Origin of the sequence: Thalassolituus sp. ST750PaO-4 (assembly GCF_020320405.1) — a bacterium.
Lineage (GTDB): Bacteria > Pseudomonadota > Gammaproteobacteria > Pseudomonadales > Oceanobacteraceae > Venatoribacter > Venatoribacter alkanivorans.
On the sequence record NZ_JABVCB010000005.1, the window covers coordinates 588,329 to 613,247 of the forward strand.

Sequence of the window (24,919 nt, forward strand, 5' to 3'; positions counted from 1 at the left end):
CGGCAAAGGCCGGGTTTAATTTTGGCTGATTACGGTGCAATTTTACGCTTCAGTGCGCGGGTAACCGACAGTGGCAGATTCGGCAATGAGCGTAACACCCAGGGTAAAATCTTACGCTTCACACCGTTCAGGGCCTCCGGCACCATAGCCTCAATCAGGTGCGGGCCAGGATGAGCCTGTGCATATTCCAGAGCCTTGAGCAGATCTTCGGTTGTACTCACCCGTACCGCATGTACCCCCATTCCCTGAGCCAGCTGAGCGAAGTTCAGTACCGGGCCGGTAAGGTCAAGTTGCGCTTTCGCTTTAGGGCCGATTTCTTCCGCGCCAACTCGTTCCAGTTCGATATTCAGTACCGAATAGGAAGCGTTGTTGAAAATAATAGAGGTCACGTTCAGTTGCTCGCGCGCCATGGTCCACAGCGATTGAATGGTGTACATGGCGGTACCGTCACCGATCAGGGCAATGACCGGGCGATCCGGGCAGGCAATCGCAGCGCCAATGGCGTTCGGCAGCCCCTGGCCGATAGCACCGCCGGTTAGGGTGATCATGTCGTGGCGCGGGCAGCCGCTGGTCATGGCGTTGAGCATCAGGCCGGAGGTGTTGGATTCATCGACGATGATGGCGTTTTCCGGCAACAGATGACCAACGGCTTTACATACTTTCTCAGCAGTCAGACGACCACGCGGGCGAGCGGGGCGCTGCGCTGCCTGTAATGCAGGAGCGTTGTTTCCGGCCCCCAGCGCAGTAGCCAGTTTTTCCAGACTGGCGACGGCATCCTGTTCCGGGCTGGCCAGTGTGTGTACCTGACAGCCCTCCGGAGCCAGATAACTTTGCTTGCCCGGATAGGCAAAGAATGAAACCGGCGCTTTGGAATCGACCACAATCAGATGCTCAATATCCGCCAGCTGCACTCCAGCCAGTTCAGCCAGATAGGCGATGCGCTCTACGGCCGGCAGACCGGCGCCGCGTTCGATGCGGGTCGGGAAGGTTTCGGCCAGCAGACGTACACCGCTGTGGGCGGCAATTTTAGCCGCAGCAAGCAGTGCCGGTTCGCGCAGAGCCTGACCGCCAAGCAGGAACGCCGTTTTACCACCGGAGCGGATGGCGTTGCTGATAGCGCCGACGGTGGCATCGTCGGCGCAGGGGGCAACGGTTGGTGGCAGTGGTGCTGCTGGTATACCACCGTCGCCCCAGGATACATCGGCCGGCAGAATCAGGGTTGCAACCTGACGCGGAAAGCTTCTGGCGGCGGCGACGGCCTCTGCTGCGTCATTGCACAGTTCTGCTGTGCTTTGTGAGGTGCGGACAAACCCCGGCGATACGTTGCGCGCCACGGTTTCGATATCCGACTGCAGCTGGGCATCGTATTTCACATGATAAGTCGCGTGGTCGCCGACGATATTTACCACCGGTACTTTGCCTTTACGGGCGTTATGCAGGTTGGCCAGACCATTACCCAGGCCGCAACCCAGGTGCAGCAGAGTGGCGGCCGGTTTGTCGGCCATGCGGGCGTAGCCATCGGCAGCGCCGGTGGCGACTCCTTCAAACAGCGCCAGTACGGCTTTCATTTTGGGTTCGCTGTCGAGTGCTGCAACAAAGTGCATTTCACTGGTACCCGGGTTGGTAAAGCAGACTTCGACGCCGGCATCGACCAGCGTTTTCATCAGAGCTTGTGCGCCATTGGTCATAGTTATTCTCCTGGGGCGTTTCTGCCGACTATGCGTTGGCAATAATGGATTTTGCGGCTGCCCGTGCCGTCATAATGCAGCCGGGCAGAAAAGTACCTTCGAGCGAGCGTTTGCCGTTACTGCCGCCACCGCCGAAACCGGCGGCTTCTCCCACGCAATAAAGGCCGGTTACCGGTTGATTATTCTCACCCAGAACGCGGCTGGCTAAATCGGTGCGTAAACCGCCGAGGCTTTTACGTGTAACCAGTTGCATGCGGATGGCAATAAAAGGCCCGGAACCGGGTTTCTGTAAGGGGGCAGGCTTACAGGTGCGCAAACGATCGGGCCCCCATTGGCGGGCATGCAGAATGCGGCGGATCTGGTCATCATTTTCCAGTTTTTTGCCGCCAATAAAGTTTGCATCAAATTCATCAGCGGTGGCCTGCAGGGTGGCGGCATCAATATCCAGTGACTGGGTCAGCGCATTCATTTTTTCCGCCAGTCCGGCGAGCGTATTGGCGACGATAAAATCGGGACTTTCGTTCGCCATTTGCTTCACCAGGCGATGATTGCCGAGCAATGTTTCGAATAAAAACCGGAGAAATTGTTTATCGCGGATGCGCTGGTTATGTTCAGCGCCGGAAATGGCAAATTCTCTGGCGGCGATACGCCAGTTAAGTAAATGCCAGGTCCAGGGTTTTTCCTGTTCTGCAACCCGCTGACATAACCAGTGGGTATCGAAACCGGTGACCAGTGGCTCTGGTCCGATACGCTTACCTTTATGGTCCAGCCAGAGCGCTGATTTACAGGGAATCGTCGATAAGCCGTGACCGTTAAAATGCGGATAAGGATGAGCAAAACCCGCCGCGTAATTCCACATCTCACCGGCATTAACGATATGGCCGCCGAATTTAGCAGAGGCTTCCTGATGCATTTTTCCATCGGCAAAAGGATGGGCACCATTCAGCATTGTTGCCGGTATTGGCCGCTCTTTTGGCCAGTTAGCGCGGGTTTGTTCGTGACTGCCGTTTAGTCCGCCACTGGCCAGCACGACGGTATGAGCTGAAAAGGTAACGGTCTCACCGGATTCTTCATCAATGCCGGTTGCGCCACAGATGCTGTTATTACTGTCGTTGTTCAGTGCTGTGATTCTGTGGCGGTGCAGCAGTGTCAGAAGATTATTCTTATTGGCCCGCTGCAATGCTGCGCTAAGAATGCGGACCAGCTCGCGCGATGTACCATAAACAATGTGATAGCGGGGAACGCTGTTACCATCGCCATACATACCGCGCTCAACCCAATTGACCGCCGGCATGAATTTAACGCCTTCGTTTTTCAGCCAGTCGTATACTTCTGTGCAGGAATTTTCGACGTAATAATTTGCCCAGGCCAGCGAATGCTGGTCGTGCGTATTCAGTTCACCGAAGCGTATCCAGTCCCGCAGAGCGCGTTGCGGCGTATCAGGTATTCTCATCGCCGCCTGTAAGGATGTGCCTACCAGCGCCATGCCGCCAAATGCCCATAATGCCAGTCCGCCAAAACGCTCTGCTGAATCCCGGTCAACCAGAGTGACACGTTTGCCGGCGCGCAGTAATTCAAGCGCAGTAACGATACCGGCAATACCACCACCGACCACCAGTACTTCGGACGAAATATGCCTGGCCATATAACACACCTGTTCTGACGCTGAATTGATTACGTAACGATAAACCCCTGAAACTGTATTGGTATTGACCCGGGAGGACGGTGAAGTTGACTCTGGAAGCCGATCACCGGCAGACAATGACATATGGCGGATATTTAAGCGTTAAAGTACGCCGTAATGGGTATGTCTCAGATATACCTTAAGGGGGGAGCTTGCGATGGCATCGTGTTGCTGTGATTTAACCAGGATTCAGACATCAGCTGGACAGTAAATGTTGACAGTCGTCTGCACCACGCTGGCGCTTTAATTTATTCATAAACTCCGCCGGATCTTTCTGCAGCGCCATTTCCCCGGCCTGTTGCTGTTGAATGCGGCGGGTTAATAAGCGGCTCAGCCAGAAGCGCAGGGCTGCGCCTCTTAACACTAAATTCCAGTTGTTTTTTTCTGCATCGTTTAATGGCCGTACGCTTTCGTAGCCGTTTAATAAGGCTTCCGTACAACCGGCTTTCCAGTCGCCGTTAATATCGCAGCACCAGTCGTTGGCGATAATCGCCAGATCGTAGAGCAGCGCGCCATCGCAGGCGTTGTATAAATCGAGAATGGCGCCAACCTGGCCATCAGCGGTGAAGAGGGCGTTATCGTGAAACAGGTCGCCATGAATCCAGCCCTGCGGCAGGCTCAGCCACTGGCTGCGCTGTTGTGTCTGAAAGCGCAGTTCGTCTTCAAGCAGCCTCTGATCTTCACGGGTTAAGTCACTGCTCAGCTCCGGGCTGATCGCAAGCCACCAGTCAAAACCACGGCTGTCATTGCGGCGGTTATGCAGCGGCAGGGCAGCCAGATGCAGTTCCGCCAGTGCGCGGCCAATGGCTGCGCAGTGTTGCGGTTGCGGATCATGGATATGTTCGCCGGGCAGGCGCGGACAGATAATCGCCGGTTTGTCTTTCAGGCTGTGCAGCCATTCGCCATCACGTGCGGCCAGTGGCGCCGGAACCTGCAGTCCCTGTTGCCCCAGATGATGCGCCAGACGCACAAACTCACGCACTTCACTGCTGTTATGGTGCTCAAAGAGGGTGAGTACATACTCACTCTGCCGGCCTTGCTGCTGGCAGGTAACGAAGTAGTTGGTGTTCTCGATACCGGCGGTGATGCCTTTATATGAAACTAACGTACCCAATTCAAATCGGGCAAGAAAGGCTTCGGTGTCGCTCTGGCTCAGCGAGGTATAAACAGACATGGGAAGTATCCGGAGGTCAGCAGGCTGGTTGATTTTGGTCGTGTTGCGGGCCTGATTGCCGCAGGCACCACAGGCGGGGCCATACTGGCATTCATGCCCGTCAGGGGTAATCGCCCGACAGGCTTAAAATATGGGCTTATTACCAGCGGAAGATAACCCACTTCGGTACGCGCATCTGCGGGTTATCTTTGCGTACAAACTCGTTAGTTTCCTGCTCGGAAGGAATCAGGTAGTAGGCCGGGCCGACTTTAGGCACAACTTTGATCTCGCTGATTTCGCCGTTAATACGGAATTCGTAATAGGTATTATCGCCATCGTTGCGGATGGTGACGGTCTCGCCGACAGGCTCGGCCGCAAGGGCGCTGCCGCTGGCCAGCAGAGCCGGAACAAACAGGATTGTCGCCAGAAGTTGCTGAATCTTCATGGTAAACTGCGCCTCAATAATGATTCTTCTGGTGGCATTGTACGCCGCCCGCCACCGAAACCCCAGCCAAGGATTTGACCAATATCATGTCTAAGCCAGTGATTCTCGTCGATGGTTCGTCCTATCTGTTCCGCGCCTTCCATGCGATTCCGCTGCTGACCAATTCCAAAGGTTTGCACACCAATGCCATCAAGGGCGTGATCAGCATGATCAAACGTCTGCAGAAAGATTACACCGGCTCACAGCTGGTGGTGGTGTTTGATGCCAAAGGTAAGACCTTCCGTAACGATATTTATGCTGACTACAAAGCCCATCGTCCGCCGATGCCGGACGAGCTGCGTGAGCAGATTGAGCCTATTCATAACATTATCCGCGCGATGGGTTTACCGCTGCTGATTATCGAAGGGGTAGAGGCAGATGACGTGATTGGCACGCTGGCATCCCAGGCCATTGAGCATAATCAGGATGTGGTGATTTCCACCGGCGATAAAGATATGGCGCAGCTGGTCAACAGCCATGTGTCATTGATTAATACCATGACTGATACCTTTCTCGATGTGGATGGCGTTAAAGAAAAATTCGGCGTACCGCCCGAGCATATCATCGACTACCTCGCCTTAATGGGCGACAAAGTTGATAATATTCCCGGCGTGCCTAAAGTCGGTGAAAAAACGGCTGTCGGATTAGTCGCTGGCTTAGGCAGTCTGGAAACGATTTACGATAATCTCGATAAGGTTGCAACGCTGGAATTCCGCGGTGCAAAAACCATGGCCGCCCGTCTGGAAGAACATAAAGAGCAGGCGCTGTTATCGAAAGTGCTGGCCACCATTAAATGTGATGTCGATCTGGAATTCAGCCTGCCTGAAATTAAAAGCAGCGAGGCCGATAATGCTCAGCTGCTGGATTTATTCCGCGAGATGGAATTTAAAGCCTGGATTGCCGAACTGAGTCATTCGGCCGATGCTGTTCCGGCGTTTGAATTAACCGCCTCGGCCGGTTCTGTTTCCGGTCAGCAGCAGGCTGCCGAACAGGCCATGGCCTCAGCATTCAGTGGTGACACTCAGTACGATATTATTTTTACCCAGACAGAACTGGATACCTGGCTGGAGAAGCTTAAAAACGCAGAACTCTTTGCCTTCGATACCGAAACCACCTCGCTTAATTATAAAGAAGCCCGCATTGTCGGTGTCTCCTTTGCGGTGGAAGCCGGCAAGGCCGCCTATGTGCCGCTGGCACACGACGCGGAATGTATTCCGGAAGGTAAAACCCAGCTTAATCGCGAAGAGGTTTTAGCGCAGCTGCAGCCAATTCTGGAAAGCGAAACGCATAAAAAAGTCGGCCAGCATATGAAGTACGATATGCACGTACTGGCTAACCACGGTATTCAGCTGCGCGGTGTGCAGTTCGATACCATGCTGGAATCCTATATTCTTGATTCGGTTGCTACCCGTCACGATATGGACAGCCTGGCGCTGAAATATCTTGGCCATAAGAATATCAGCTTTGAAGAGATTGCCGGTAAGGGCACCAAGCAGCTGACCTTTAATCAGATTCATACCGATAAGGCCGGGCCTTATGCCGCCGAAGATGCCGATATTACCCTGCGTCTGCACCAGCGCTTATGGCCGGAATTACAGGCCGTACCAAGCCTGCAAAAAGTTTTTGAAGACATTGAAATGCCGGTTATGCCGGTACTGTGTGGTATGGAAGAAACCGGTGCATTAATTGATGCCGATTTACTGCACGAACAGAGCCAACAGATAGAGCAGCGCCTGCAACAGCTGGAGCAGGAAGCCCATAACGCCGCCGGTCAGGTATTTAATTTAAGCTCGCCAAAACAGCTGGGCGAAATCCTGTTTGAAAAACAGCAGCTTCCGGTCAAAAAGAAAACGCCCAAAGGTGCGCCATCCACCGCCGAAGAAGTGCTGCAGGAACTGGCCGACGATGGTTACGAGCTGCCTAAATTGCTGATGGAACATCGCGGTCTGGCGAAATTAAAAAGCACTTATACCGATAAGCTGCCATTAATGATTGCGCCGGAGTCTGGCCGCGTGCATACCTCTTACCATCAGGCGGTGGCGGCAACCGGACGTTTATCCTCTACCGACCCTAACCTGCAGAATATTCCGATCCGCTCGGAAGAAGGCCGGAAAATCCGTCAGGCTTTTATTGCACCAGCCGGTTATAAACTGGTCGCGGCGGATTACAGTCAGATTGAACTGCGCATTATGGCGCATCTTTCTGACGATCCGAGTCTACTTAAAGCCTTTGCCGATGGCCGCGACATTCACCGTGCAACCGCCGCTGAAGTGTTTGGTGAAACAGAAGAAAACGTCAGCGATAACCAGCGCCGTGCCGCTAAAGCCATTAACTTTGGTTTGATTTACGGCATGTCGGCTTTTGGTCTGGCGAAACAGATTGGCGTTGGCCGTGGCGAAGCACAGGATTATGTGAACCTGTATTTCCAGCGTTATCCGGGTGTGCGTGATTATATGGATAACACCCGCGAACACGCGAAAGAACAGGGTTATGTAGAAACCATTTTCGGTCGCCGTTTATACCTGCCGGAAATCCGCGCGAAAAATGCACCACGTCGCCAGCATGCCGAGCGTACCGCGATTAACGCGCCGATGCAGGGTTCCGCTGCCGATATTATCAAACGAGCCATGATTCGCGTTGCCGCCTGGTTGCCCGACAGTGGTTTTTATGCACGTATGCTGATGCAGGTGCACGATGAACTGATTCTTGAAGTGAAGGAAGATCAGGCGGAAGCCTTTGCGGCAGAACTTAAAAAGCAAATGGAACAGGCGGCAGAATTAAAAGTGCCGTTAGTAGTGGAAGCCGGAATTGGTGATAACTGGGAGCAGGCGCACTGATTTTTTTGTCTGGTGGGCAGTGCCCACCCTACAGTATATTCGGCATTCGGCATTCGGCATTCGGCATTCGGCATTCGGCATTCAATAAGGTAGGGTGGGCACTGCCCACCAACCTCAAGCATATAAAAAATTGATCAAAGGAAATGATCATGTCTTATTATCGGCGAGCCAAAGCCCCTGGGGGCACATTCTTTTTTACTATTGTAACGGCAAAAAGAAAGCCGTTATTGACTGCGCCTGATGTCCGGCAGGCATTACGTGAAAGCATCTCATCTGTTCGTCAGACTCAACCATTCGATATTGTTGCCTGGGTTCTCTTGCCCGATCATATGCATTGCATCTGGGCATTACCTGAGGGTGATTACGATTACTCGAGCCGGATAGGAAAGATAAAAAGGCTGACCAGCAAGCATTTAGGTTATAGCGGCGAAAGAGATTCTGGTCTGTGGCAACGAAGATTCTGGGAACATCAGATCAGAGATGAGAACGATTTGATTCGTCATGTTGAATATATTTTTATTAATCCCGTTAGGCATGGCTTATGTTCTGCTGCGGCTGAGTGGCCATATTCATCTTTCCATCGCTATGTGAAGCGGGGGATATATCCGCAAGATTGGGCGAGCAGTGAATGTTTAACAGATGATTCCGGAGAATGATTTTTTGGTGGGCAGTGCCCACCCTACGGGACTATGTGAAGCGGGGGATGTATCCACAAGATTGGGCGAGCAGTGAAAATTTAACAGGTGATTTCGGAGAATGATTTTTTGGTGGGCACTGCCCCCCCCCCTACGGAGCTGTGCATCGAAGAGCCGTCTCGTCCAAAGAAACCAGAACGCATTAGAGTGTCATAAAGTAGGGTGGGCAATGCCCACCAGATACAGCAATCTTCAGAAAGCCCACTTACCAATCCGGTCCATATGCAATGTACCCAGATACAGCCCGTCATCTTCCGGCTGAACTGAGGTCACTTCTCCAATAGCAACCGCTGCCTGGTCGTGCAGACTCTGCAATATTTCACCCTGGGCATTAATCTGCAGAATCAGGCCATAAGGCTTGGGTACAGGTGCTAATGATTTTGGCAATTTAGCCAGCTGATTTTTTACCCATGGGTTAGCGTGGAATTTATCCACCAGTTTCGGCCGCAGGCCGTACATCGCAACCCAGTAAGTGCCATCGGCGGCGCGGGCAATACCATCCGGCAGGCCGGGCAATTTATCCAGCAGGATTTCTTTCTGTCCGGCTTTAGGGCCGGTTAACCAGACCTTGCTGATCTGATAGGTAAAGGTTTCGTTAATCAGCACATAACTCTGATCGGCCGATACCGCCACGCCATTGGCAAAGGCAAAACCATCAGCCAGTAAGGTCAGCTGGTTATTCTCCGGATTAAGAGCAAATAAGCGTCCGGACGGGCGGCCATCAAGAATATCGAGCACGATATCTTTCAGTGCATAACGGTTACTGGCATCGGAGAAATAAATGGTGCCGTCGGCACCGATATCCACATCGTCGACAACGCCCAGTTTTTCATTGTTATAGCGGTCGGCCAGCACGCTGATTTTGGCGGTCGGGCTCATGCTCAGCAGGCCTTTTTCTGCGTCGGCGATAATCAGGTTCTGCTCGCTGTCAAAATGCAGCCCCAGTGGCCGGCCGCCGGTATTGGTCAGCGTTTCCCAGTTGTTGTACGGGCATTTGCGCAGAATGCTGCCGTCGAGTGTGCCTGTGTATAAGCAACCGAGTTTATCTTTGGCAATATCTTCGCCGCCGGCTTTGCCGGCCGGAAGTTTGGTTATCTGCGTGCTTTGCAGCATATCGTTAGGCGCGAGTATGCCGGCAAAATCCAGCGGACGGGATGCGTTAACCGCAACAGAGTCTATGGGTGAAGGCCAGAAAACAGCGCCGGCAAGCGCCAGTCCTGTAATCAACAGCAGTTTTTTCAGCATCGGAATGTCCTTTTTTATTTGATTATGTTGGCCACTAAGCAGGTTGCACAGGGGCAATATTGCCACAGCCAGCACAAGGGGGCTCAGGGCCGGACGGGTTGTAAGCATATTAATGTTAAAAATATTAAGAAAGCGGATGCTTTTTAAGCCATGTTTGGCAAAAATAGCGTCTTTGCACCATAGCAGGGCGTCATACGCGTTGATGGTGTGCCATTCAATGCGCGATGTGAGGCCTGTTATGCGTTATGAGTCAGTAAAAGAATTTCTCCATTTTGTTGCTCAGCGAAACCCTGGTCAGCCTGAATATCTGCAGGCCGTAGCTGAGGTGATGGAGAGTCTGTGGCCTTTTATTACCAGCCATCCGCATTACGCTGAACAGGGGCTGCTGGAGCGGCTGATTGAGGCTGAGCGCATTATCCAGTTCCGTGTGTCCTGGGTGGACGACAATGGCGATGTGCAGGTTAACCGTGGCTATCGCGTGCAGCACAGTGCTGCTATCGGGCCTTATAAAGGTGGTTTGCGTTTTCATTCGTCGGTGAACCAGTCGGTGCTGAAATTCCTGGCCTTTGAGCAGATGTTCAAAAATGCCCTCACAACCCTGCCAATGGGCGCCGGTAAAGGCGGCTCTGACTTTAATCCAAAGGGTAAAAGCCAGGGCGAGATCATGCGTTTCTGTCAGGCCTTTATCAGCGAACTATATCGCCATATCGGTTCTGATACCGATGTGCCGGCTGGGGATATTGGTGTTGGTGCGCGTGAAATCGGCTACATGGCTGGTATGCTGCGTAAGCTGACTAACCGTTCCGACTGTGTATTTACCGGCAAAGGCCTGAGTTTTGGCGGCTCCTTAATCCGTCCGCAGGCAACAGGTTATGGCACCGTTTATTTTGCTCAGGAAATGCTGCTGCATGCCGGACGTTCACTGGAAGGAATGCGTGTTGGTATTTCCGGTTCCGGCAATGTTGCGCAGTACGCCGTTGAAAAAGCCATGCAGCTGGGCGCGATCGTTGTCTGTGTATCCGACAGCAGCGGTACGGTCTACGACGAAGAAGGCTTTGACGCAGAAAAACTGGCACTGCTGATGAGCATTAAAAATGAGCGCTATGGCCGGGTGGAAGACTATGCCAAAGCCGCGGGTCTGCCTTATATGGCCGGCCGTACGCCATGGCATATTCCGGTGGATGTGGCGCTGCCATGCGCAACCCAGAATGAACTGAATGAAGACGATGCGCAGGCACTGGTTAAAAACGGCGTGCAGTGCATTGCCGAAGGCGCCAACATGCCCTGTACCGCCGAAGCCATCAGTGTGTTTGAACAGAATTCCGTGCTCTTTGCGCCGGGTAAGGCGAGTAACGCCGGTGGTGTGGCAACCTCAGGTCTGGAAATGAGCCAAAACGCCATGCGCCTGTGCTGGAGCAGCGAAGAAGTGGATGCCCGCTTGCTGGAAATTATGCAGGGCATTCACCGCGCCTGTCTGAAATACGGCTGCCGTGACGACGGTAGCGTAAGCTATGTCGATGGTGCGAACATCGCCGGTTTTGTGAAAGTGGCCGATGCCATGCTGGCGCAAGGTGTTATCTGAAGCTAAAAAATAACGGCGTCCTGTAACAGGCCGCCGTTATCGCCGTATTTTATCACCTCGTGCCCACGCTCCTAACGCCTCGTTCCCTCGCTCCTGCGTTGGAATGCGTACCCGGTTACTGATTGTCTTCTGATGATTTCTGCCGCGTGCGCCATTTCCGCAAGGTAGTAATAATTTGCTCAGGCAACATCAGCAACAACAAAAGCGGATAACCCAGCGCCGGAAAGAACAACAGCAGCAGTGGCAGGCAAAGGGCGATGATCAGCACCCACAGCAGCGCCGAGGTGAACAGGTAGGTAATGCCGATCTTTACCTCCAGCGTGATCAGCAGGCCCGCCAGCAGCAAAACAAACAATGCTGATGCGGCGGCGCTGACTATCCGCTGGCGGAATGATCGGGGCGGCGGTAACGGTTTCTTCTCTCTGGTCATGTTCACATCCTTGTGTTGTTTGCCCTGTGTTTCGGTCAGCCTTTCAGGCTGTACATGCCGTCGTGCTCCGACACTATGCCAAGTTCCAGCAGTGCTCCCAATACTGACTCTACCTGTTTCCCTGGTTTGCCTTTAAATTGCTGGGTGATGGCGGCAGCAGACAGGTCGCCAATCGCCAGAGCCGCACGCACGGCTGCTACCTGCTCGCGCATATTCTTTGGCCAGGCGGGTTTTTTCGCCGCTTTGGTTTTTTCCGCCGGGGTATCGCTTTCGTCTATCGCCAGATCGGCTTCGGTTTGCTGCGGTGCCGCGCCGCTGCTGGTTTGCTGATCCTGATTTGGGTTCTGATACTCAGGGCGCAGCCAGCGGATATGGCCGTTGGCTTCTTCGGCAGCGCGCTGGGCATTGAGTGCGACTAAGCGCTGCAATAATTCTTCTTCGGCGGCGGCCTGTGCTTCTGACTTATCCGGCAGCGGTGTGGTGGCGCCGGGCAGGCCGACTAATGTATCCGCCAGATCATCCCAGCCGTAGGCGGCGAATACCGCGCGGTCGAGTTCATCGTGAATTTCCCGCAGTACCGATACCAAGCCTTGTTGGTGAATCACTTTTTCTTTGTCTGTCAGCGTTTCTCCCGCACGAAGTTTTTCCAGCACGTTGTACATGCCGGTTAAGGTCAGCTCGGGGAATTGTTCCTGCTGCTGTTTGCGGTTGGCGTCGAGGCGCTCGGCCAACGTGCGGATGGTTTCCTGTTGCTCCGGGGTGGCGTCGGGGAAGGGGAAGGTTTCGAAACAGGTTGTTTTTACATAAACAGAATCGTTACCCACGCCTAAGCGACTACCCGTTGCCAGCGCCCATAGTGCGTGCAGGCGGCTGCTCAAAATACCAAGAATGCTGGCGTCTTCTAGCGCGATATTCACCAGTTTGTTGTCTGGCAGAATATCCATCGACAAAAACTGAAAAATCCGGTGTTTCATGGTTTCGACTGTGGCGATATAGCGGGTTAGACCGGTGGCCATTTGTCGCCAGTCTCTGCGTGCTTCACCAAAGATCCACCAGTTGTCACGGTAGGTTGCGCGCTTGTTCTGATCGCGCTCCGGTTTTACATGCTCCAGCAGGTGCTGATAAACCGCCGGATAACGGCTGCATAGGTCTTCTGCACTTAGCCCAAAGGCATCAATCACCATCACGCCACGGGGCGCCTGGGTTAAATCGCGGCCATTACGGTACTGGCGGATATGTTGCTCCAGCCCACTGATCTGACCCAGCCCTAAATGGTGCGCTTCTTCCGGGGTAACGATAAAACCTGCGCCGTGCAGTTTTACACCGGGTGAGCTGATATTCAGGCAGGCATTCAGTGCTTTAGCCGCAGCTACATTGGCTCCAACCCGCAAATCAGCGAATAAAACGCCCTGCTGCTCAGCAAGTTTTACTTCAATTTCATCCTGCGCATTATCGGCGGAGTTTTCTTCGCGTACCTGCAATAAACGACCTGGTGCCGTTAACGATGAGCCGGTGGTCATAGCAATACGCACCGCCGCCCCGTCGGCGGCATCCACCCAGGGATGGTCAGGAATGGCGAAGACTAAATTCAGCGGATTTTTCGCGTCCAGCTGCGCCTGTACCACGCGGCGGTTAAAGGTTTGTTTAATGGAATTGGTGGTAATAAAACCAAATTGCTTGGCAGTGCCAGCGCGCACGGTTTCGGCGGCGATATGCCACCAGTGCATCACAAAATCAGCGGATTCCGGCACTTCTTTCCAGGTATTACGCACGGCATCGACATAGCCATCGCCCAAAGCGCGGCGCATGGTGGAGGCACCAATAAACGGCGGATTACCAACAATATAATCGGCCTGTGGCCACTCGGCCTTGCGCGGGTTGAGATAGCGGTATTGTTCTACCTGCGCGCTTTCGTCCGGAATGGGTTCGCCGGTAATGGGGCTGGGTTTGTAGGTGATGCCATCCCAGCGGGTTTGCGGAATGCCGGCGTCGTTGGTGATTACTTGCTGTTGGTCGTAGGTGATTAAGGCATCGCGGTTTTCGATATTGTGAAAATCGCGCAGCACGGGTTCGGGCGGGTTTACTTTGCCGTGGGTGCGGAAGTGCCACTGCAGATAACCGATCCACAGCACCATTTCGGCAATGCGAGCGGCGCGCGGGTTAATTTCCAGGCCTAAAAACTGGTGCGGGTCTACCGTGACGCCTTCCAGTTCCAGCAGGCCCTGTGATTCGCCTAAGTCGTGCAACAGGTTGAGCACTTCGCCTTCGAGGCGTTTCATGTGTTCGAGTGTGACGTACAAAAAGTTGCCGCTGCCACAGGCCGGGTCGAGTATGCGGATATCGCACAGGTGTTTATGAAAAGCGCGCACTTCGGCGACGGCGTCGTTGTGTTTACCTTGCTGTTCGTAGGTTAAGGCGGCGGTTTGTACTTCCTGCCATTCGTCGCGCAGAGGTTCGATAACGGTGGGCAGTACCAGCCGTTCGACATAGGCGCGCGGGGTGTAATGCGCGCCTAATTTGTGGCGTTCACGCGGGTTTAACGCGCGTTCCAGCAGGGTGCCGAAAATGGCCGGTTCTACATAACGCCAGTCGGCTTTGGCGGCGTTTAACAGCAGTTCCATCTGGTCGCGGTTTAACGGAATGGCGTGGGCGCTGGCAAACAGGCCGCCGTTAAATTTCAGTACGGTGCTTTCCAGAATGGGCGAGAAGCCGCCGCTGTTCATGGTTTGCCACAGCTGCTCCAGCATGGGGGCAAATATGTCGGGTTTGTTGTGCAGGCGTTGCAGCAGGTCGGTAAAGCTGCGGTTGGGCAACAGGCCGACGTCTTCGGCAAACATGGTAAACAGAGCGCGCATCATAAAGTCGGCCACCAGTTGCGGCGCGTAGCCGCTGCCTTCCAGTGACTTGGCCAGTTTGGCTAACTGGTCGGCAATATCGCGGGTAACTTTGGCCGAATGACGGCTGGGGTCGAGGCTGAGCGGGTTTAACCAGACGGTGCGCAGGCGCTCCTGAATTTCGGCTTTGCGTAAATCGGTAAGGCCTATGCGGTGGCTGCGGGCGTCGGGGTAGGGCGTGTAGGTAGCGCCCGAGCGGCTGAACTCGGAGTAGAGCTCAATGCTGCGGCCAACGTCGGTGACAATAATAAAGGGTGGGCGGCCTTCGTCGGCTGGCAATGCGCGGGCGTATTGGTCGGCCTGGTTGTGGGCGCGCAGCATGGCTTTGTCCCAGCCGCTCGATTCCAGATTCAGCCCGCTTTGTTTGGCTTCCAGTACAAAACAGTCGCGTTTGTAGAGGTCGATAAAACCGTTATTTTCGGAGCCGTCGGGTTTTTTGATGATTACCCTGCGTTCAAATACATAGGCGTTATCGCGCGTATCGTCGCCAGCAGGATCGGCTTTGGGCAGCTGCAGCAGCTCACACAGTTCCATTAAAAACAGCTGGTAGTTTGCCCGCTCGGTGCCACCGCCTTGCTTCCAGCGGTTAATAAAAGCTTCTGTTTTTTCGTGGTCGATGGGCTTTACATCCATGCGGGTACTGCTCCTGAGCGTTTTATTAATCGGCGAAGCCTAACGCCTGCCTGAAAGGCTGGCAACCGGATCGTTCCCACGCGGGAGCGCGGGAACGAGGTGTGCGGGGTCATTCCCACGCAGGAGCGCGGGAACGAGGTGTGCGGGGGCATTCCCACGCCGGAGCGTGGGAATGAGGTGAGGTATTACACCAGCAGATAACCACCATCGACGTTAATGGCAGCACCGGTGGTGTAGCTGGAAGCATCAGAGGCCAGATACAGAACAGTGCCTGCCATTTCGTCCGGCATCGCAACACGCTTCATCGGAATATGCATCATCGCCATTTTCAGGATGGCGTCGTTGCTGGTCAGGGTGCTGGCGAATTTGGTATCGGTCAGTCCCGGCAGCAGGGCATTTACACGGATGCCCAGTTGTGCACATTCTTTGGCGAAGGTTTTGGTCATGGCAATAACGGATGCTTTGGTGATGGAGTAAATACCCTGCATATCACCCGGAATCACGCCGTTAACAGAAGCAACGTTAACGATGGAGCCACCGCCGTTTTTCTTCATTAATTTTGCGCCCATCGACGACATAAAGAAGTAACCACGGATATTCACATCAACGGTTTTCTGGAAAGCGTCCAGACCGGTATCCAGCACGTGGCCGAAGTATGGGTTGGCGGCCGCGTTGTTAATCAGAATATTCAGCTTGCCGTGACGCTCTTCAATAGCTTTGAAGCAGGCTTCAATCTGATCCATTTCACCGATATGGCAAGCCAGTGCTTCAGCGCTGCCGCCGGCTTCTTTAATTTCGTCAGCAACACGCTGGCAACCGTCGATTTTACGGCTGGAAACAATAACGTGTGCGCCGCTTGCGGCCAGCAGTTTGGCAATGCTTTCGCCGATACCACGGCTGGCGCCGGTAACCAGAGCAACACGGCCAGACAGGTTAAACAGTTCTTGTGGGTTCATAATGGACTCCCTTTTTATGCTTCTCAGCGATACGTCAGAAAATGTTTTCCGGCCTGAGCCAGATGTTGTTGTTCGTTAAACGATGCCAGGCTGACTTTACCCTTACTGTTATACAGCAATTGGGTAATGCCACCATTCAGCAGCGTCCAGTTCATATCAAAAGCTTTATCGTGGGTTAAACCAAGGCACTGCTGGGCAATGGCGGTAATAGGGCCGCCGGAGGTAAATACCACCACATGTTTACCCTCAGCCCGGGTCAGTAATTCCTCTAAGGCGGCTGTTACCCGTCCGGTAAATGCCGTCCAGGATTCCAGATAATCGCTGTCGTGATTGCCGCTGGTCCAGCGCTCAACCGCGTTGGCAAATAATTCCTGAAAGGCTTTACGTTTGTTGGGCTGAGCCAGAATCCAGGCGCCGAGCACCGCTTTATTTTTAAATTGTGGGTAAGCACAGGCGATCACATCGTCGGAATCAAATTCATTGAATCCGGCCATCTCGCTGACCGGGCCGAAGGTATGCCAGTGCTTCTGCGCACCCTGCATGGTTTCGCGATGGCGCTGCATCGCGCCATGCACAACCATGCCTGCCTCAATACCGCGCAGCGCCAGCGATTTACCGACTAATTCGCCCTGCAGGTGACCGGTATCGGACAACTGATCGTAATTCAGCTTACCGAAGCCGGCCTGACCGTGACGTACCAGATAAATACCGGCCATTATTTAAAACCAGCCTTACGGGCTTTTTTCATAATGCGGTTACAGCGCCAGTTCAGGTAATGAACAAATAACCAGAAATTTTTAAAGGCCGGGTTATCGGTTTGCTTATGGTGATAGCGGTAATAAATCTGCTGCACGATAACGGCCAGACGGAATAATCCGAACACTTCGTAAAATGGCCAGAGCTTCGCATCCAGTCTCATTTTTTCGCAGTAATAATCGACAATTTCCTGCCGTGTCAGCATGCCGGGTAAATGGCTTGGCTGACGGCGGATCGCACGCATTAAAAAGTCGTCGTCGGCCTGAACCCAATAAGCCAGAGCGCCGCCGAGATCCATTAACGGATCACCAAGGGTGGCCATTTCCCAGTCCAGCACGCCGATAATTTCGCCGGGGTTATCCGGATTAAGCACGACGTTATCCATACGGTAATCGTTATGAATAATGCAGGTTTTTACATCCGCCGGCATATTGGCCTTCAGCCATTGCATGGTTTTGTTAAAGCTGGGGACATTCCAGGTTTTGGATTTAACAAAACGGCTGCTCCAGCCTTCAACCTGACGCTGCACATAGCCTGCGCCTTTGCCCAGATCGTCCAGGCCATTGGCCTGATAATCGACCTGATGCAGGTCGATCAGTTTGTCGAATACCGAAATACAGAGTGCGCGCGCCTGTTCTTTGCTGAGGTTCATACCGCGTGGCAGATTGCCGCGCGGAATAATGCCGCGCATGCGTTCCATCACGTAGAAGTCGCTGCCCAGTACGCTGTCGTCTTCGCAGAAGGCGATCATTTTCGGTACGAAGGGGTACACAGGTTTAAGACGATCCATCACGCTGTATTCGCGTTTCATATCGTGCGCCCCGGCGGCTTTGTGGCCAGCCGGTGGGCGACGCAGAATAAGATCATTATTACTGTACTGGTCGGCGTATTTGAGGTGATAGGTCAGGTTCGATGCGCCACCGGAAAACTGCTTAACGGCAGGTAGTTCGTCACCATAGTCATGGCCCTGCGCTTTCAGCCAGTTGTGCACGGCCTGAATATCAAAGGCATCGCTGTCACGCAGTGCCCTGGCTTCATCGATAAACTGTTCACTCATATCAGGCGTCCTTTCCCTCTTTAAAGGCTTTGCGCTGATCTTCGCGCTTCTTCAGGCCCAGCGCCATTTTGTCCATCTCGCGACGGTAGAGGAATGGCAGGTATTGCTTGATGAAATAGGCGCGACGGCCAACCGGATGCGGATTGCAGATCATCTGCTTTTTCACCATCGCCTGGTAAGCCGCGTCGGCAATGTCTTCGGCATCCAGTGCGGAAGCGGCGAACACTTTATCGACAAACTTCAGCATATCCGGGTCGGAGGTTTTCATGCCGTGATTGAGGTTGGTGCGGAAGAAGCCCGGACACAGGGCGGTGGTGCCGATGCCGTAAGGCTTAAGCTCGAAATGCATGGTTTCGGAGATGGCAACCACGGCCGCTTTGGTGGCGTTGTAAGAGGCCATCGACGGCGCTTTCATCAGGCCGGCCAGTGAGGCAACGTTAATAAAATAACCGCTGCCCTGTTCTTTCATCATTGGCGTGAAGGTACGGCAACCAAGGGCGACGCCTTTCAGGTTTATGTCGATCACCCAATCCCACCAGGCCCATTCACCGGCTTCGATACGGTCACCGGTGGCTACCCCTGCGTTGTTAATCACAACGTCGATACCGCCCCAGCGTTTTTTCACTTCCTGTTCGAGCAGGGCCCACTGTTCCGGGACGGTGACGTTCAGTTCGTAGATCCAGCCTTTACCGCCGGCCTGTTCGACCATGTTCAGGGTTTCGGCTGCACCGCCCATATTGATATCTGCGATGCAGATGTCTGCGCCTGTTTTAGCAAACCGCAGAGCCAGTGCCCGGCCCAGTCCGCTGGCGGCGCCGGTGATCAGTACCTTTTTCATCCCGTATCCTCAAATGCAACAGCGGCTGAAGACGCCGCTGGAATGATTCTGATTGTGTTGTGTGCTTAATGGCCTGTTAAGGGGCGTTTGTGACATAAGTCTGGGAGTGCCGGCTGCTTACCGGCACTCCGGCAACGCCTCAGGCTTCTTTCATATATTTTTTGTATTTCATCATTTCGATCTTGGCGATCAGACCGCGGTGCACTTCGTCCGGACCATCGGCCAGACGCAGGGCGCGGGCGGCGGTATACAGGCCAGCCAGCGGCAGATCTTCAGACAGACCGCCACCACCATGCATCTGCATGGCCGCATCGATGATCTGCTGCGCCATATTCGGAGCGATCACTTTGATCTGAGAGATTTCACTCATCGCCCCCATGGCACCGACTTTGTCGATCATCCAGGCGGCTTTCATGACCAGCAGACGGGCCTGCTCGATGTTCATTCGGGCGTTGGCGATGATGTCGCGGTTACCACCCAGGTTCATCAGTGGTTTGTGGAAAGCGGTACGGCTGGCGGCGCGGATACACATCAGTTCCAGCGCTTTTTCCGCCATGCCGATCAGACGCATGCAGTGGTGGATACGGCCAGGTCCAAGGCGACCCTGGGCAATTTCGAAACCACGACCGGGGCCGGCAATCATATTGCTCAGTGGCACGCGCACGTTATCGAAGCTGACTTCGCCGTGGCCGTAGGGCTCATCGTAGAAGCCGAATACCGGCAGCATACGCTCGATTTTTACGCCCGGCGCATCGAATGGGAACAGCACCATAGAATGCTGCTGGTGACGCGGTGCATCGGGATTGGTCAGGCCCATAAAAATACCGACTTTGCAGTTTGGGTGGCCAATACCTGTGCTCCACCATTTGCGGCCGTTAAGCACAACTTCGTCACCTTCGACGGTGGCCGTGGCTTCCATATTGGTGGCGTCAGAGGAGGCGACCCCTGGCTCGGTCATACAGAAAGCGGAACGGATTTCACCGGCCAGCAGCGGCTTCAGCCATTGCTCCTGCTGTTCCGGTGTACCGTATTTTTCCAGCACTTCCATATTGCCGGTGTCGGGCGCGTTGCAGTTAAAAATTTCCGGAGCGATAAAAGAACGGCCGGTCAGCTCGGCCACAGCGGCGTATTCCTGAGTGCTCAGGCCGGCACCATAGTGTTCGTCCGGCAGGAACATATTCCACAGGCCAGCGGCGCGGGCTTTGGCTTTCAGTTCTTCGATGATGGGCAGCACCACCCACTTGTTTTCCAGGCTGTGCAGCTCGCGCAGGTAATCTTCTTCAACCGGTTCGATTTCATTTTTTATGAAAGCTTTAACGCGTTTGATGTAGTCCTGTGCTTTGGCTGAATGTTCAAAATCCATAGGAATGCTCCGTAGAGTGGATGGTTAATACAGCCAGTCTACGGAGGCTTTTGATATGTATGAACTGAATAATCTGAATTGCTTGGTATTTATGGCGCTTATGTATTAGCCAGGCGAAATGCCCTGTTATGTCGCGCTGCGATGATGGTTACGGCCATTCTGTTTGGCCTGATACAGCGCCTGATCGGCAGCTGAAAGGATGCTTTCCAGGCTGTTGTGATTACGTGCCAGATAACTGCCGGCGCTGAGGGTCAGGGCGATGGGCTGCTGCTGGTCGTCGAGTACCTCCTGCTGTGCGGCAACAGCCTGGCACAGCCGCTCTCCCAGCTGATCAAGCAGTTGCTGGTCATCGGTGCGGATCAGGATCAGGAATTCATCGCCCCCCCAGCGTGCAGCATGATCGTAAGGGCGCAGCAGATCGGTAATGATACTGGCGGTGGTCATCAGCGCTTGGTCACCACAGGCATGACCGTAACGATCATTAATGCTTTTGAAGTGATCGAGATCCAGCCAGATCAGGCCAAAGGGTTCTCCTTCCCGTTGCAGGCGCTGGTATTCAAGGCTGAGTTGCTGGGTCATGCCACGACGGTTAAGCAGGCCGGTAAGGGTATCGGTCTGGGTCAGGCGCTCCAGCGCTTCGGTTCTTTCCCGGACTTTCTGCTCCAGTTCACTGCGCGCCAGCAGAGTACTGGCTGCCATTTCCTGAAAATGACGCAGCAGCCGGCCGACTTCACCGGCGCGGTGGCGTGGCAGCAGCGGCACGGTGTGCTGCCCGGAGCGCAGCTGGCCGATGGCATCTTCGAGCAGGGAAAGTGGCTTAAGGACGTAACGGTTAAGAGCGATATGAAACAGCAGCAGCGCCAGCAGCAGGCTCAGGCCGGCGGCAATAAATATGCTGTTAAAGGTGCTGAGTGGCAGCAGGGTATTGAGATCGAGCAGGGTGATTTCATACCAGTCGATCTCGGGCAGGTAGATCACTCCGGCCAGATAACGCTGCTGTTCTATGGTGAGATACATGCTGCCGACCTGTCCGGGGTTGTGCATAACCTGCGGCAGTAATGCCTGCAGCTGCGCGCGTTCCCGCGGATCACTCAGCAGCTGCTGGATGGTTTTCTTGTCGCTTGCCTGTTTGGTGATGCTGGCAAAATCAATCTGGCTGGGGTCACGGGATACCTGTATCGCGCCTTCATGGTCAAAAAACAGATTACTGATACCGGGCTCGGTCTGGCTCACAACCTGCTCGATAAAGGTGGTGAGGTCGAGACCAGTACCGACCACGCCCAGCACGTGTTCACCATCGCGCAGCAATACATCGATCCACAGCTTGGTGACGCCCAGCGGAATATCCGGATTCACATTCAGGTGAATATCGCGGTTTTGCCCGATGATGCTGTAAAACCAGCGGTCGTTGGGATTATCGGCGCGCAGGGTGTAGCGGTATTCGGCCCCGGCAAACTCGTTGGCGGCATTGTTATGGTAATAATCGCCGGATTCGCGCAGAGCGACAAAATAGCTCTGGTCGGCAAAGTTATGACGGAAGGTCTCCATTTCTGCCAGAGCCTGGGCTTTTAACTGTGCGTCGTCAGGCTGGCGGGCCCAGGCACGTAATATCTGGGAATCGGCAAACTGCCGGGCAAGGGTAACTTCGCGGATGATTGGCTGCAGGGTGCGGGTTTTCTCCAGTTTTACCTGGGTTTCAAAGTGGCGCAGCGCCCATTCCTGCATAATCCCCAAAGCAATCTGCTGGGTGAGCAGCCACAGGCCTGCACCGCTCAGCGCGATCAGAACGGTGGTCAGCAGCAAAAAACGGGGGCGAAGATTCATGTTATATCCTGATTCATTAATGCATAAAGGATAGGCGTTTACGGCCACATCGTGCGGTTAAGGATATAACTGGTTACAAATTTCCGGCAGACGGAAACAGCGTAACCCATGCCAGCGGCTAAAGTGATAGACAGACAACATTATGGGGATGCCGCTATTTCTCCGGATCAGAACAAGGTCCCGCTGCTGGGCCATGATGCCAGTGTTCTGCGCTCAAAGCGTTTGTTGCAGATCACCAGTCTGACGCTGATGGGGCTGCTGCTGGCGGCATTTGTGGCTACAGGGCATACGCAGCTGACAGTACTGGCTGGCTGTGCCGTGTTGGTGTTGGCCGGTTGGTTTGCTCATCAGCAGCAGCCTGGTATTGCCGCCAATATTCTTCTTTGGGCACTGACGGCTATGCTGTCGGTGCTGGCCTGGCACTCCGGAGGCGTGCGCGATATGGCGGTGCTGGGTTATCCCGGCGTGCTGATCTTCGCCGCCATTCTGGGCAATGTGCGGCTGTTTTCGGGGTTATTGTTTTTTATTGTCAGTTATTGCTCGCTGATGGCCGGGCTGACGATTACTGGTTACTTTCATCCTTTTCTGCCGGAAGTCGAATTCAAACATCTGATTTTTACCGATGTGATCCTGCTTATTACCGGTTTCAGCGCTTACCTGTTATTACGTGATCAGCGCCGTCTGATGGATGGACTCAGGGAGGAAAATCAGCGGGTACGGAACAGCCAGAAGACCATTGCCCGGCTGGCCAGCCAGGATCAGCTGACCGGTTTATCTAACCGCCGCTTTGCTGAAGAATCTTATACCCGGTTATATCAGCAATGTTTGCGTGACGAGCATCCACTGGCGGTGCTTTTTCTGGATCTGGATAGTTTTAAGCCGGTGAATGATTCACTTGGGCATGCCGCCGGCGATTTACTGCTGCAGCAGCTCGCCGGACGTTTGCAGGCACTCAGTCGTCCCGATGATGTGCTGTGCCGTTTTGGCGGTGATGAATTTCTGCTGATGGCGGCACTGGATGGTGATGAGGATCAGCTGACCCGGCTGGCGCAAAGTATGACTGCAGCAGCAACCACTCCCTTTTTTATTATGCAAACCCAGATCGAAATCTCCGGATCGGTTGGGGTTGCTCTGGCTCCGGAACACGGCACGGAATTCAATACCCTGTGTAAGTATGCGGATCTGGCGATGTATCAGGCCAAGCATGAAGGGCGCAATGTTTTCCGCATATACAACGATGATATGGGCCGCGCCAATATCGATAAATTCAATCTGATGACGCAAATCCGTCAGGCATTAAAAGACAAACAATTCCGCCTGTTTTATCAGCCCAAAATTGATATCAGCAATGGCCGGGTCTGTGGTGTTGAGGCGTTGATCCGCTGGCCACAGGCGGATGGTTCTTACATTACACCGGATGAATTTATTCCGCTGGCCGAGAGCAGTGGTGTTATTGCCGATATCGGCCACTGGGTATTACAGGAAGCCTGCGCGGCCTGTACGCGCTGGCGCCGGGAGGGACATTACGGGGTGGGAGTTGCGGTTAATTTATCTTATGTGCAATTCCGTGATGGCTCACTGGAGCGCAATGTACAGCAAGTATTGCAGCAGTCCGGCTTGCCATCGTCGGCGCTGGAGCTGGAGTTAACCGAATCGATGTTAATCGGTGAAGGCGATGATATCAGCCGTCAGCTAAGTACGATTCATAGTATGGGAGTGTCTTTTGCCATCGATGATTTTGGCACCGGTTACTCCAACCTGGGTTACCTGCGCCGCTTTAATGCCTCGCGGCTGAAAATTGATAAATCCTTTATTACAGCTCTGAATGTCTCACAACGGGATGAGCCTCTGGTGCGTGCCATTATTCAGATGGCCGCCAGTCTGGGGTTGCAGTCGGTTGCCGAAGGGGTGGAAGACGAAGCAACGCTGAACCTGTTAAAACAACTGGGGTGTGATGAAGCTCAGGGCTATTTCTGGTCGCAGGCACTGCCCGAGCATGAATTAATAGAATGGCTGAATGCTCATAACAGCCATCAGGAGTTACCGCATTCATCGGAATTGTGACAGACTCAAAGCCTTTCAATAATCAGCGGGAGTCTGTGTGAAACGACGTACTTTGCTTAAAACAGCAGTTGCTGTTCCTCTGGTTCTGGCAGGTGGTGCCGCAGGCGTTAGTGCTGTTGCCCGGAGTAAGGAATATGATCTGTCAGGGTTACTGCAGGAATTGCAGGCACTTAATGGTCAGCGTTTACGCAGTGGTACGGCCTGGTCGGTGAGTGAGGTTTTTCAGCACTGCGCACAAAGTATCCGCGGTTCAATGGATGGCTATCCTCAGCATTATTCTTCCCTGTTTAAACACACCGCCGGCAGTGCGGCGCTGGCGGTATTCCGTGCCGCGGGTTCCATGCGTCACAATCTGACCGAAGGTCTGCCGGGTATGGTGGCAGCCGATCCGGCGCTGGAACAGGAGCTGGCATTGCAGAGGTTGCTGGTGGCTCTGCAGGATTTTATGGCTTACAGCGCAGAGCTGGCGCCCCATTTTGCGTATGGTGAACTGGATAAAACAGCCTATGCGGCTGCGCATGAACTGCATATCCGCAATCACCTGCAGCAGATATTTCCCGCCTGATTTTCTTCACCAGAATGTACGGGGCTTAATAATATGCCCCGTTCTGATGCACGATATTTTCTTTTTTGCGCTTAAACCGCGCGCATATTTTCTGCGTTATTCCTGATTTTTTCAGTGGCTGGTTACAGCAAGCCCGCCAATACCGTGGTTTTGGCTCACATTACGCTGACA

General features: G+C 53.8%; 18 protein-coding genes. 5 read left to right on the forward strand and 13 right to left on the reverse strand.

What is annotated here, in order from left to right; translation table 11 throughout:
- Positions 1 to 29 precede the first annotated feature (29 nt).
- The 4 genes from HUF18_RS05130 to HUF18_RS05145 all read right to left on the reverse strand — a co-directional run bounded on the left by HUF18_RS05130 (position 30) and on the right by HUF18_RS05145 (position 4,970).
- Positions 30 to 1,688, reverse strand: coding sequence for an acetolactate synthase large subunit (locus HUF18_RS05130; RefSeq protein WP_225691378.1), 1,659 nt, complete (start codon positions 1,686 to 1,688; stop codon positions 30 to 32).
- A gap of 28 nt (positions 1,689 to 1,716) precedes the next feature.
- Positions 1,717 to 3,333, reverse strand: coding sequence for an FAD-dependent oxidoreductase (locus HUF18_RS05135; protein ID WP_225691379.1), 1,617 nt, complete (start codon positions 3,331 to 3,333; stop codon positions 1,717 to 1,719).
- 235 nt (positions 3,334 to 3,568) lie between these two features.
- Positions 3,569 to 4,546: a homoserine kinase gene (locus HUF18_RS05140; protein ID WP_225691380.1), complete on the reverse strand. Its 978-nt coding sequence runs from the start codon at positions 4,544 to 4,546 to the stop codon at positions 3,569 to 3,571.
- 139 nt (positions 4,547 to 4,685) lie between these two features.
- Positions 4,686 to 4,970, reverse strand: a complete 285-nt coding sequence (locus HUF18_RS05145; RefSeq protein WP_145467093.1) for a DUF2782 domain-containing protein — start codon at positions 4,968 to 4,970, stop codon at positions 4,686 to 4,688.
- 86 nt (positions 4,971 to 5,056) lie between these two features.
- On the opposite strand from HUF18_RS05145, the gene polA reads away from it, so the two are divergent.
- Both polA and HUF18_RS05155 read left to right on the forward strand, forming a co-directional pair.
- Positions 5,057 to 7,846: a DNA polymerase I gene (gene polA / locus HUF18_RS05150; protein ID WP_225691381.1), complete on the forward strand. Its 2,790-nt coding sequence runs from the start codon at positions 5,057 to 5,059 to the stop codon at positions 7,844 to 7,846.
- Positions 7,847 to 7,995: 149 nt separating this feature from the next.
- Positions 7,996 to 8,502 carry an REP-associated tyrosine transposase gene (locus HUF18_RS05155; RefSeq protein ID WP_225691382.1) on the forward strand — a complete coding sequence of 169 codons (507 nt, stop codon included), beginning with the start codon at positions 7,996 to 7,998 and terminating at the stop codon, positions 8,500 to 8,502.
- A gap of 231 nt (positions 8,503 to 8,733) precedes the next feature.
- On the opposite strand, the gene HUF18_RS05160 is transcribed toward HUF18_RS05155, so the two are convergent.
- A complete protein-coding gene (locus HUF18_RS05160; protein ID WP_225691383.1) occupies positions 8,734 to 9,786 on the reverse strand; it encodes an SMP-30/gluconolactonase/LRE family protein in 1,053 nt (350 codons plus the stop codon).
- A gap of 238 nt (positions 9,787 to 10,024) precedes the next feature.
- Between HUF18_RS05160 and gdhA the strand changes: the two genes are divergently transcribed.
- A complete protein-coding gene (gene gdhA, locus HUF18_RS05165) occupies positions 10,025 to 11,368 on the forward strand; it encodes an NADP-specific glutamate dehydrogenase (protein WP_225691384.1) in 1,344 nt (447 codons plus the stop codon).
- A gap of 115 nt (positions 11,369 to 11,483) precedes the next feature.
- Here the strand turns inward: gdhA and HUF18_RS05170 are convergent, their stop codons facing one another.
- The 8 genes from HUF18_RS05170 to HUF18_RS05205 all read right to left on the reverse strand — a co-directional run bounded on the left by HUF18_RS05170 (position 11,484) and on the right by HUF18_RS05205 (position 22,119).
- A complete protein-coding gene (locus HUF18_RS05170; protein ID WP_225691385.1) occupies positions 11,484 to 11,804 on the reverse strand; it encodes a hypothetical protein in 321 nt (106 codons plus the stop codon).
- Positions 11,805 to 11,833: 29 nt separating this feature from the next.
- Positions 11,834 to 15,325 carry a class I SAM-dependent DNA methyltransferase gene (locus HUF18_RS05175; protein ID WP_225691386.1) on the reverse strand — a complete coding sequence of 1,164 codons (3,492 nt, stop codon included), beginning with the start codon at positions 15,323 to 15,325 and terminating at the stop codon, positions 11,834 to 11,836.
- A 185-nt stretch (positions 15,326 to 15,510) separates the two neighbouring features.
- Positions 15,511 to 16,281: an SDR family oxidoreductase gene (locus HUF18_RS05180; RefSeq protein ID WP_225691387.1), complete on the reverse strand. Its 771-nt coding sequence runs from the start codon at positions 16,279 to 16,281 to the stop codon at positions 15,511 to 15,513.
- A gap of 23 nt (positions 16,282 to 16,304) precedes the next feature.
- The gene (locus HUF18_RS05185) at positions 16,305 to 16,997 is read right to left on the reverse strand and encodes a histidine phosphatase family protein (protein WP_145467081.1); all 693 of its coding nucleotides are present in this window, start codon (positions 16,995 to 16,997) and stop codon (positions 16,305 to 16,307) included.
- A complete protein-coding gene (locus HUF18_RS05190) occupies positions 16,997 to 18,094 on the reverse strand; it encodes a phosphotransferase family protein (protein ID WP_225691388.1) in 1,098 nt (365 codons plus the stop codon). The genes HUF18_RS05185 and HUF18_RS05190 overlap by 1 nt, the downstream gene beginning before the upstream one ends.
- A gap of 1 nt (position 18,095) precedes the next feature.
- Positions 18,096 to 18,932, reverse strand: a complete 837-nt coding sequence (locus HUF18_RS05195; protein WP_145467077.1) for an SDR family oxidoreductase — start codon at positions 18,930 to 18,932, stop codon at positions 18,096 to 18,098.
- A gap of 139 nt (positions 18,933 to 19,071) precedes the next feature.
- Positions 19,072 to 20,295, reverse strand: coding sequence for an acyl-CoA dehydrogenase family protein (locus tag HUF18_RS05200; protein ID WP_225691389.1), 1,224 nt, complete (start codon positions 20,293 to 20,295; stop codon positions 19,072 to 19,074).
- Between the two features lie 126 nt (positions 20,296 to 20,421).
- Positions 20,422 to 22,119 (reverse strand): GGDEF domain-containing protein, encoded by a 1,698-nt coding sequence (locus HUF18_RS05205; protein WP_225691390.1) that lies wholly within the window; start codon positions 22,117 to 22,119, stop codon positions 20,422 to 20,424.
- A 108-nt stretch (positions 22,120 to 22,227) separates the two neighbouring features.
- Here HUF18_RS05205 and HUF18_RS05210 point away from each other — a divergent pair, with 108 nt between their 5' ends.
- Together HUF18_RS05210 and HUF18_RS05215 are read left to right on the forward strand one after the other, a co-directional pair.
- Complete coding sequence (locus HUF18_RS05210) at positions 22,228 to 24,183, forward strand: putative bifunctional diguanylate cyclase/phosphodiesterase (protein WP_225691391.1); 1,956 nt, start codon at positions 22,228 to 22,230, stop codon at positions 24,181 to 24,183.
- 37 nt (positions 24,184 to 24,220) lie between these two features.
- Positions 24,221 to 24,748 (forward strand): DUF1569 domain-containing protein, encoded by a 528-nt coding sequence (locus tag HUF18_RS05215; RefSeq protein ID WP_225691392.1) that lies wholly within the window; start codon positions 24,221 to 24,223, stop codon positions 24,746 to 24,748.
- Positions 24,749 to 24,919: the final 171 nt, after the last annotated feature.

Excerpts from the sequence above, each read along its gene's own strand:
- HUF18_RS05130 (WP_225691378.1), bottom strand. The coding sequence starts at position 1,688 with ATGACCAATGGCGCACAAGCTCTGATGAAAACGCTGGTCGATGCCGGC.
- HUF18_RS05135 (WP_225691379.1), bottom strand. The coding sequence starts at position 3,333 with ATGGCCAGGCATATTTCGTCCGAAGTACTGGTGGTCGGTGGTGGTATT.
- HUF18_RS05140 (WP_225691380.1), bottom strand. The coding sequence starts at position 4,546 with ATGTCTGTTTATACCTCGCTGAGCCAGAGCGACACCGAAGCCTTTCTT.
- HUF18_RS05145 (WP_145467093.1), bottom strand. The coding sequence starts at position 4,970 with ATGAAGATTCAGCAACTTCTGGCGACAATCCTGTTTGTTCCGGCTCTG.
- polA (WP_225691381.1), top strand. The coding sequence starts at position 5,057 with ATGTCTAAGCCAGTGATTCTCGTCGATGGTTCGTCCTATCTGTTCCGC.
- HUF18_RS05155 (WP_225691382.1), top strand. The coding sequence starts at position 7,996 with ATGTCTTATTATCGGCGAGCCAAAGCCCCTGGGGGCACATTCTTTTTT.
- HUF18_RS05160 (WP_225691383.1), bottom strand. The coding sequence starts at position 9,786 with ATGCTGAAAAAACTGCTGTTGATTACAGGACTGGCGCTTGCCGGCGCT.
- gdhA (WP_225691384.1), top strand. The coding sequence starts at position 10,025 with ATGCGTTATGAGTCAGTAAAAGAATTTCTCCATTTTGTTGCTCAGCGA.
- HUF18_RS05175 (WP_225691386.1), bottom strand. The coding sequence starts at position 15,325 with ATGGATGTAAAGCCCATCGACCACGAAAAAACAGAAGCTTTTATTAAC.
- HUF18_RS05180 (WP_225691387.1), bottom strand. The coding sequence starts at position 16,281 with ATGAACCCACAAGAACTGTTTAACCTGTCTGGCCGTGTTGCTCTGGTT.
- HUF18_RS05185 (WP_145467081.1), bottom strand. The coding sequence starts at position 16,997 with ATGGCCGGTATTTATCTGGTACGTCACGGTCAGGCCGGCTTCGGTAAG.
- HUF18_RS05190 (WP_225691388.1), bottom strand. The coding sequence starts at position 18,094 with ATGAGTGAACAGTTTATCGATGAAGCCAGGGCACTGCGTGACAGCGAT.
- HUF18_RS05195 (WP_145467077.1), bottom strand. The coding sequence starts at position 18,932 with ATGAAAAAGGTACTGATCACCGGCGCCGCCAGCGGACTGGGCCGGGCA.
- HUF18_RS05200 (WP_225691389.1), bottom strand. The coding sequence starts at position 20,295 with ATGGATTTTGAACATTCAGCCAAAGCACAGGACTACATCAAACGCGTT.
- HUF18_RS05205 (WP_225691390.1), bottom strand. The coding sequence starts at position 22,119 with ATGAATCTTCGCCCCCGTTTTTTGCTGCTGACCACCGTTCTGATCGCG.
- HUF18_RS05210 (WP_225691391.1), top strand. The coding sequence starts at position 22,228 with ATGCCAGCGGCTAAAGTGATAGACAGACAACATTATGGGGATGCCGCT.